General features: G+C 67.2%; 10 protein-coding genes and 1 pseudogene. 7 read left to right on the plus strand and 4 right to left on the minus strand.

Annotation, left to right across the window (positions count from 1 at the left end):
• The 5 genes and pseudogenes from V6V89_RS40700 to V6V89_RS40720 form a co-directional block, all read left to right on the plus strand.
• Window positions 1-151 (plus strand): annotated as a pseudogene (locus V6V89_RS40700) (GNAT family N-acetyltransferase); the annotation flags it as partial.
• Between the two features lie 540 nt (window positions 152-691).
• Window positions 692-2,131 carry a C40 family peptidase gene (locus V6V89_RS40705; RefSeq protein ID WP_334625062.1) on the plus strand — a complete coding sequence of 480 codons (1,440 nt, stop codon included), beginning with the start codon at window positions 692-694 and terminating at the stop codon, window positions 2,129-2,131.
• Window positions 2,132-2,509: 378 nt separating this feature from the next.
• Complete coding sequence (locus V6V89_RS40710; protein WP_334625063.1) at window positions 2,510-3,286, plus strand: hypothetical protein; 777 nt, start codon at window positions 2,510-2,512, stop codon at window positions 3,284-3,286.
• A gap of 225 nt (window positions 3,287-3,511) precedes the next feature.
• On the plus strand, window positions 3,512-3,952 hold the full coding sequence (locus tag V6V89_RS40715; RefSeq protein WP_334625064.1) for a MarR family winged helix-turn-helix transcriptional regulator: 441 nt from the start codon (window positions 3,512-3,514) through the stop codon (window positions 3,950-3,952).
• Between the two features lie 155 nt (window positions 3,953-4,107).
• A complete protein-coding gene (locus V6V89_RS40720; RefSeq protein WP_334625065.1) occupies window positions 4,108-4,473 on the plus strand; it encodes a hypothetical protein in 366 nt (121 codons plus the stop codon).
• 91 nt (window positions 4,474-4,564) lie between these two features.
• Here the strand turns inward: V6V89_RS40720 and V6V89_RS40725 are convergent, their stop codons facing one another.
• Complete coding sequence (locus V6V89_RS40725; RefSeq protein WP_334625066.1) at window positions 4,565-4,870, minus strand: metal-sensitive transcriptional regulator; 306 nt, start codon at window positions 4,868-4,870, stop codon at window positions 4,565-4,567.
• A gap of 122 nt (window positions 4,871-4,992) precedes the next feature.
• Here V6V89_RS40725 and V6V89_RS40730 point away from each other — a divergent pair, with 122 nt between their 5' ends.
• Window positions 4,993-5,235 (plus strand): YHS domain-containing protein, encoded by a 243-nt coding sequence (locus V6V89_RS40730; RefSeq protein ID WP_334625068.1) that lies wholly within the window; start codon window positions 4,993-4,995, stop codon window positions 5,233-5,235.
• A gap of 57 nt (window positions 5,236-5,292) precedes the next feature.
• Here V6V89_RS40730 and V6V89_RS40735 read toward each other — a convergent pair whose 3' ends face one another.
• On the minus strand, window positions 5,293-5,817 hold the full coding sequence (locus V6V89_RS40735) for a DUF2269 domain-containing protein (RefSeq protein ID WP_334625069.1): 525 nt from the start codon (window positions 5,815-5,817) through the stop codon (window positions 5,293-5,295).
• 26 nt (window positions 5,818-5,843) lie between these two features.
• Complete coding sequence (locus tag V6V89_RS40740; protein WP_334625070.1) at window positions 5,844-6,125, minus strand: hypothetical protein; 282 nt, start codon at window positions 6,123-6,125, stop codon at window positions 5,844-5,846.
• A gap of 105 nt (window positions 6,126-6,230) precedes the next feature.
• On the opposite strand from V6V89_RS40740, the gene V6V89_RS40745 reads away from it, so the two are divergent.
• Window positions 6,231-6,809: a TetR/AcrR family transcriptional regulator gene (locus tag V6V89_RS40745; RefSeq protein WP_334625071.1), complete on the plus strand. Its 579-nt coding sequence runs from the start codon at window positions 6,231-6,233 to the stop codon at window positions 6,807-6,809.
• 511 nt (window positions 6,810-7,320) lie between these two features.
• Here the strand turns inward: V6V89_RS40745 and V6V89_RS40750 are convergent.
• Window positions 7,321-7,500 (minus strand): hypothetical protein (locus V6V89_RS40750; RefSeq protein WP_334625072.1); only part of this gene is annotated, 180 nt, incomplete at its 5' end.

The raw sequence follows: 7,500 nt of genomic DNA on the forward strand, positions 1-7,500 counted from the left end.
CGGCGCTCTGCTCCAGCTCACCCTCGGCCACCGCACACTGCCCGAAGTGCTCGACACCTGGCCCGACTGCCTCCTGCGCGGCAGCGTCACCGAACACTTCCTGACGACGGCGTTTCCTCAGGTGCCGGTCCGCGTCTGGCCCCGCAACTGACCACTGGGGCGCACAACGGCGTTGCTGCGCAGTTGCAGGTCGTCCACCTTCGCCGTCGACAGCCACGTCGACTCGGTGATGCGACAACCAGAAGACGAACGCTGCGCTAGGTGAGCGCATCAACCGGCGCCAGCCCAGGCCGCTAACAACCCGACAGTTCCGCCGTACCCTGGCCTGTTTCATCGCCGACCGCCTCGGCGGCACACTGCCCGGGCTCGGAGGTCATCGCTTGGATCACCAGCCTCCGCACCGCCTTGCCATCGGACCACCCGCGACGCCGCTGCGGTCCGAGCCCTAGCGATCTCCCAGTGAAACGACTTACTATCGCGGATAGTAGTACCGAGGTTCATGTCGGCTACGACGGTGCAGCGCGAAGGATCACGCACCTGCCCCGGGCTCCCCTTGCACCAGGGACGTCCAAGGCGCCGGCATCGTCCCACCAGAACCGTTACGGGGAGGCGCATCGTGCGGCCCACCGCCAGGCATCAACCCCAACGACCCGCAAGAGGCTCAGCACTGCGACCCCTTGCGCGCTCGGTCATGTTGGGGGCCGCCTTCACGGCCGCTCTCGCCACCCCGGCATACGCCGAGCCGGCCTCGCCGGGCACGGTTCCCGACGCCGGGTCCCGACCTGTCCCGGCGGGACCGCTCCAGCTACCCGGTCAAGCCGCGCCCGGCACCACTGCGGCCACCACGCCTCCAGGTACCTCTTCGGCGAGCGGGCCGCTCGCCGCCCAGATCTCCAACGCCGAGGTGCAGGTAGCCGCACTGGCGGAGGAGCTGGTCAAGCGGCGCCTAGAACGTGACCAGGCCGGAGCCGACCTCAAGGTTGCTGAGCAGCAGCTGCAGCAGGCCCGCGACGCGGTCGCCGGGGCCGAGACCGCCGCGGATGGCGCCGCCGGCGAGGCGTTCAGGCGGGCCGCTGAGCTGCCACCCGGTGTCTTCGGCTCCGACCTGCACAGCCTGCGCGAGCTTAGCCGCATCCAGCGGGGCGAACAGTCCACCACCGGCACCGACGCCGTGGACCGGGAGGTGGCTCGCGCCAAAGATGCCGAACGCGTCGCACTCGCGGCACACGGTGCCGCGCTTGCCCGCTCAGAGCAGGCGAAAAACCAGTTCACCACGCTGGAGACCACGTACAAGCTCAACGAGGCGGCGCTCGCCGACCTGATCGAGCGCAACGCCGCCGAGTATGCGCTGATAGAACAGCAACGCGAGGCGCAGGACCAGCGTCTGGGCTCCCAATACCTCGACGGCCAGACGGTCGCAGGGCTGGCCGCTCATCCGAAGGCGCTGGCCGCCCTCCAGTTCGCGCTCAAACAGCTCGGCAAGCAGTACGTCTGGGGCACGGAAGGCCCCGACACGTACGACTGCTCCGGACTGACGTGGGCGTCGTACCGCTCAGTCGGCTACTACCAGCTGCCTCGGGTGTCCCGCGACCAGTACTACGCCACGCGCCAAAACTCCGTTTCACGATCGGCGCTGCTGCCCGGCGACCTGGTTTTCTTCGCCTCGGGCAGCAGCTGGACCAGCATCCATCACATGGGCATGTACATCGGCGACGGCAAGATGGTCCACGCGCCGAACAGCCGAAGCAAGGTCAAGGTTTCCAGCGTGTGGTGGTCACGGTTCTTCGCCGCAACCCGGATCTACGGCGCGGTGCCAGCACCCACCACCACGCCCCCGTCCACGCCACCGACCAGTACGCCACCCGCCCCACCGCCGACCACCAGGCCGCCGACGTCCACACCGCCAACCACACCACCAACCACGCCGCCCACCACACCACCAAGCACCACCCGGCCGCCAACGCCACCGACGCCGCCACCCACACCGCCAACACCACGACCGACGACTGCAACGCCGACCCCTACGCCGACGCCCCCGACCCAGGCAACCGCCGCTCCCGCGACATCAAGCGCCGCGCCGGCGTCGCCACCGACCGGCACGCCGACCCAGTCGCCAACCCCCAACCAATGAGTCGGCGTCCGTTCGACCCTTCAAGCCGCCACCAAAGGCACGGATGCGAACCTGTTGCCGGTTAGCGGTTGCCATAGCGAGCAAGCGGCACTGAGAACCGGATAGAGCGACGAGACCGCCAGCTCCCGATCGCGGGACGGCGGCCACAGGGCCCTGGATAAGCCTCGTCCTGGCGGCCTTTGTGGTGTCCGAACTTGACGCCTTGATCGTCGGGCCGCTCGCATGTCGACATGCCATCTGTCGCCGCCAGCATTGCAGCGTTATGGGAATCTGCGCCGAAGATGGTATGGCGCACATCCGCACATGCAGTTGTGTTGATGTACGGCCGGTGACACGCTCTGGTCATCCCCGTACTACTAACGCACATAGGAGTCACAGGTGCGCACGAGAAGAATGGCTGCCGCGGTCACCGCCGCCGTAGTCGCACTCGCAGTCGTCATGCTCCCCGGTGCCGCGCAGGCGAACCACCGCTGGGGCAACTACCACTGGGCGCGTACGGCGAACCCGTTCACGGTCGAGCTGGACAACAACGTCACCTCCGCGTGGACGTCGTACCTGTCCACCGCATCCGCTGACTGGACCACCTCCACAGTGCTCAACACGACCATCGTCAACGGCTCGTTCGGCAGCCGGTCCAGCTGCACGCCCGCGAGCGGACACGTCGAGGTCTGCAACGGCAGCTATGGAAACAACGGCTGGCTTGGTATCGCGTCCATCTCGGTCAGCGGGTCGCACATCACCAGCGCCTACGTCAAGGTCAACGACACCTACTTCAACCAGGCGACCTACAACACGGCCCCCTACCGGCGCCTGGTGATGTGCCAGGAGGTCGGACATGCGTTTGGCCTCGCCCACCAGGACGAGAACCAGACCAACGCCAACCTGGGCACGTGCATGGACTACACCCGAGACCCGGACGGGCCGCCGAACAACGAGCACCCGAACGCGCACGACTTCGCCCAGCTCCAGACGATCTACTCGCACACCGACTCGTTCAACACCACCAGCGTCGCCGCCAGCCCGCTGTCCCAGCTGACCAACTCACCGACGTCGTGGGGTCGGATGGTCGAGGGTTCCAAGGCGCCCGGGAGTACGGCGACATATGAGCGCAAAGTTGGTAGGGACACGGTCTTCACGTTGGTGATCTGGGCCTGACGGCAGAGGATCAGCCGCTTCTTACAGCAGTCTCTGATCGGGGCGTCCGCGCAGCAGTTCACTGCTCAGCGGACGTCCCGATCACCCTTGCAGTCCGTCCGATATGGAGCCCTGGAGAGACGCTCCGATCACGTCAGGGGGACCAGTGTCGCGCCGCGCACGTCGCCGCCACCGACAACTGACTAATGGTTGCATCATCGAACCGCTTGGTTGTATGGTCGAACCATGACCGAGGTCGAACAATCCACCGATGTGGTGGCGGCGCAGGACGCCCTGATGCGCTTCGTGCGCAACTTTGGTCTGCACCAGCCGGATCGCACGCCCTGTGGTCAGCCGCTTCCGGTGTCCGAAGCGCACGCCTTGACCGAGATCGCGCGCGATGGTCGGCTGCGCCAGGTGGAGCTGGCGCGGCGACTGCGGCTGGAGAAGAGCACCGTCAGCCGCCTGGTGACCAACCTCGTGGGTCGCGGTTGGGTGCAGCGGCACACGGCGGACGACGACGGCCGCGGTGTGCTGCTGGAGCTCACGGACGCCGGCGGCACGGCCGCAGAACGCCTGGCCGAGGCCCGCCGACAACGGCTGGACGCGCTACTCGAACGTGTCCCGGACGATGAGCGCGCCGCCGTCGTGCGCGCGCTGCAAACCTTGGCGGAGGCAACCGAATGATCCCCACAGCGTCGCGACGAGCCTGCCGGCTGGCGGCACTCACCGCCGGTGCAGCACTCGCGGTGGCTGGCTGCGCACAAGAATCGCGCGACCAACCGCCACCGGCCGCAAGCACGGACCGGCAAGCCGACGTCGCCGAACGAGGAGCCTCGGTGATGCCGTTCGACCTGGAGCGCACGACACACCGGTTCGCCAAGAACGCGACCGGCGGCGTGCAGACCGTGGTCGCCGACGACCCCGCCGATATGACCCAGGTCAACCTCATCCGAGAGCACCTGCAGCACGAAACCGAGGAGTTCCGGCAAGGCCGCTTCACCGACCCCGGCCAAATCCACGGTCAGCAGATGCCTGGGCTCGCCGCGCTGCGCGACAGCGCCGGACGGATCGACGTCGTCTACACGGACACACCGGACGGTGCTCGGATCACCTACACCACCGGCGATTCCGCGCTCGTGACGGCGTTACACGCCTGGTTCGACGCCCAAGTCAGCGATCACGGCAGCCATGCCACCACCGAGTAGGGCCTAGGAGCCGCCAAGAGTCTGGGATGGCTTGCCGCCGCGCCATAGCGACGGGATCCCGTCGGTGGCGGACCTACGCGGCGACCGGAGCCTAGGAGCGAACCAGCCGGGCGATGGCTTCGGACGCCTCACGGACCTTCTCCTCAGCCTCGGAGCCGCCGGCCGCCGCCGCCTGGACGACGCAGTGACTGAGGTGCTCGTCGAGCAGCCCCAGCGCGACCGACTGGAGCGCCTTCGTCATGGCGGAAACCTGCGTCAGGATGTCGATGCAGTACTTTTCTTCCTCGACCATCCGTTGCAGCCCCCGAGCCTGGCCCTCGATGCGCCGCAGCCGCCGCAGGTAGTCGTCCTTGTTGTGGATGTAGCCGTGCTGGCTATCCAGTGCGATCGTTTCCATGCCGCCCTCTTCACTGCCCGGCCCCGCCACCCATGTGGCGCAGCCAACATACCCCCCTATGGTACCAGCGCCGGACCATGCTATCGTTCGCCTACCATACCCCCCTATGGTAAGGAGCCGCGGTGAAGAAGAACCTGGCGATCAAGGTTGAGGCCAGCGGGACGGACTGCTCCTGTTGCTCCACCACCGGCCAGAGCGCCACCGAAATCTCGGCCGTGGACCCCGTATGCGGCATGACGATCGATCCGGCCACCGCGGCAGCGAGCACCAGCCACGACGGGCAGACCTACTACTTCTGCGCACCCCGATGCCAGCGGGCGTTCGAGAAGGACCCGGCCAGCTACCTGAGCTCGGCGAGCCAGTAACCACCAGCCCGGGGCCACACGCCCGGGCTATAGACCCGGACGCCAAAAGGGTGCCGGCTATGGCTGCGCCAGCGCACTCCGGCCGGACCGCCGCGCTGGCATCTGGCGTTCGCGCTGCTTGCGGTGGCCGTACGGGGTCACGCCGCGCGGCTTGTAAACCGCCAGCACCGTGGCCGCCAACAGCAGGATCAGCGCGAGCCCAGAATGGATCGTGGGAGAGACCCGCATCGCGCCAAGATCATCGCTGGAGAATTCGGGTCGTGCCGCCGCGTCCGCCAGGGAAGCGAGCGTCCTGGTGTACATCAGCAGCACAACCACGGCGCCGCCATTGATGACGAGTTTGAACAAGACCCAGTAATGGCGCACCAACCCCCACGCGGTACCCAGCGACTGGATCAGCCCGGTGAGCAGCGACGCGAAGGACAGCGGGATGAGAACGAACCACGCGGTAGGTTCCATCACCAGATAGGCCGCCCGCACGATCGCGGCATCCCGACTGGTCATGCCGACGACGCCAAGGACGAGGAACACGGCGACCGCACCGAGCCATCCCACCGACGTCGTGACATGGACGGTCAGCATGAACCTGCGCACACCAGGGCCCATCGTCATCGGCGCACGCCCGCCGACGCATAGCCGCCATCGACAACGCCCATCGCCGGCAGCTGACGGCCATGCTCCGCACCCGCCGCACTGTGCCGGCCAGGACCGTGCTCGCCACCGAGCCCGGTCAACAGCATCACCAGGACCAGCACGGCGACCACGATCGCGATAATCCCCACCACCTTCACCCAGCGAGGCATGCCAGCTGCGGATTCAGATCGCCTCAGCGCGTCAGCGGGCCTTTCCTCACGGTTGTCGCCGTCCGGATAGCGCGGTGCTTCAGCCACGGTCTTGCTCCCTCGCTGTCGACTAGACCCATACGCGAGTTTACGAGACACTATGTCGCTGTCAAGCCACAACGTCACGGCTCCGTCGTAGCGTATGCTGGCGTCGTGCCGAGGCTGTGGAACCAGACGATCGAGGCGCACCGCCGCGAGGTGCGCGACGCGATACTGGACACCACCGCGGCCCTGGTGGCCGATCATGGGCTGCTATCCGTGACGATGTCGCAGATCGCCGAAGCGACGGGAATCGGCCGGGCCACCCTGTACAAATACTTCCCGGATGTCCAGGCGATCCTGTTCGCCTGGCACGAACGGCAGATCACCGCACACCTGGCCCACCTGGCCGAGGTACGGGACGGCGCCGGCGACGCTGGCGCTCGGCTCAGGACCGTCCTCGAGGCGTACGCCGTCCTGTCCCACCACCGCCACAGCGGCCACGACACCGCACTCGCGGCAATGCTGCACCACGACGAGCACCTCGCACACGCGCAGACGCAGGTCCGCGACATGATCCGAGACCTGCTGGCGGAGGCCGCGACGACCGGCTCGGTCCGCGACGACGTCGCACCCGACGAGCTAGCGAACTTCTGCCTCCACGCCCTTGCCGCCGCCAATAACCTGCCCTCCGACGCGGCGGTCCACCGGCTCGTCATGGTGACGCTAGCCGCGTTGCGACCCACACACTGACCCGTCCCAGACAGCGGTCGTATCGGTGATACTCGCGCAGCAGGCGGCGTCGAACGCGTCCCGCTTCGACAGTGCCTCCACAGTGCGCAGACACACAGCACCTGGCAGAGGGTGAACACAGGCCAGCCGCGACCACAGTGACCTGCGGGCGTGGCCGCGCGAAAGCGGCATGCGCATGACTGGCGCCCACCTACACCCAGAGGCCAAGGGCCTACACATGCGCCCGCGAAGTGGCACGAGACCACCGGAGATGCGGGCATACACTATGAGACTTAGTAGATCTTCGCGGCCCACAACTGCTACCGGGCCTGCTACTTGGCCACATATCGGCAACGACGGCGTCGGATACGGCCCATCGCCGCGCGCCTCTCCGAGCGAACCTCCACGTGGGCGGTTTGACACAACCCACGACGGGCATGCCGGCGAGAACGGATCTGCGCCTTCAGCAGCATCTGAAACCCGCCGACAGATTCGTCACCGACCCTTGCGGTAATACCCCAGGGGGGTATAGTCAGGTGGTCAGGAGGGGATCCATATGCAGCACCACGACACTGACCACGCGGCGATGCCTGCTACCAAGCAGCATCACGGCCACGGCCAGCATGACGTTCACGCGGGGCATGCCGGGCACGGCACCCACGGCACACACGGTGCCGACGCGCACGGTGGGCATGGCGGCCACGACAAGCAC

The organism is Micromonospora sp. CPCC 206061 (assembly GCF_036906915.1).
GTDB lineage: Bacteria > Actinomycetota > Actinomycetes > Mycobacteriales > Micromonosporaceae > Phytohabitans.

What these genes read in the sequence shown, in the direction of transcription:
- V6V89_RS40705 (WP_334625062.1), top strand. Translation starts at nt 692, where the DNA reads ATGTTGGGGGCCGCCTTCACGGCCGCTCTCGCCACCCCGGCATACGCC.
- V6V89_RS40715 (WP_334625064.1), top strand. Translation starts at nt 3,512, where the DNA reads ATGACCGAGGTCGAACAATCCACCGATGTGGTGGCGGCGCAGGACGCC.
- V6V89_RS40720 (WP_334625065.1), top strand. Translation starts at nt 4,108, where the DNA reads ATGCCGTTCGACCTGGAGCGCACGACACACCGGTTCGCCAAGAACGCG.
- V6V89_RS40725 (WP_334625066.1), bottom strand. Translation starts at nt 4,870, where the DNA reads ATGGAAACGATCGCACTGGATAGCCAGCACGGCTACATCCACAACAAG.
- V6V89_RS40735 (WP_334625069.1), bottom strand. Translation starts at nt 5,817, where the DNA reads ATGCTGACCGTCCATGTCACGACGTCGGTGGGATGGCTCGGTGCGGTC.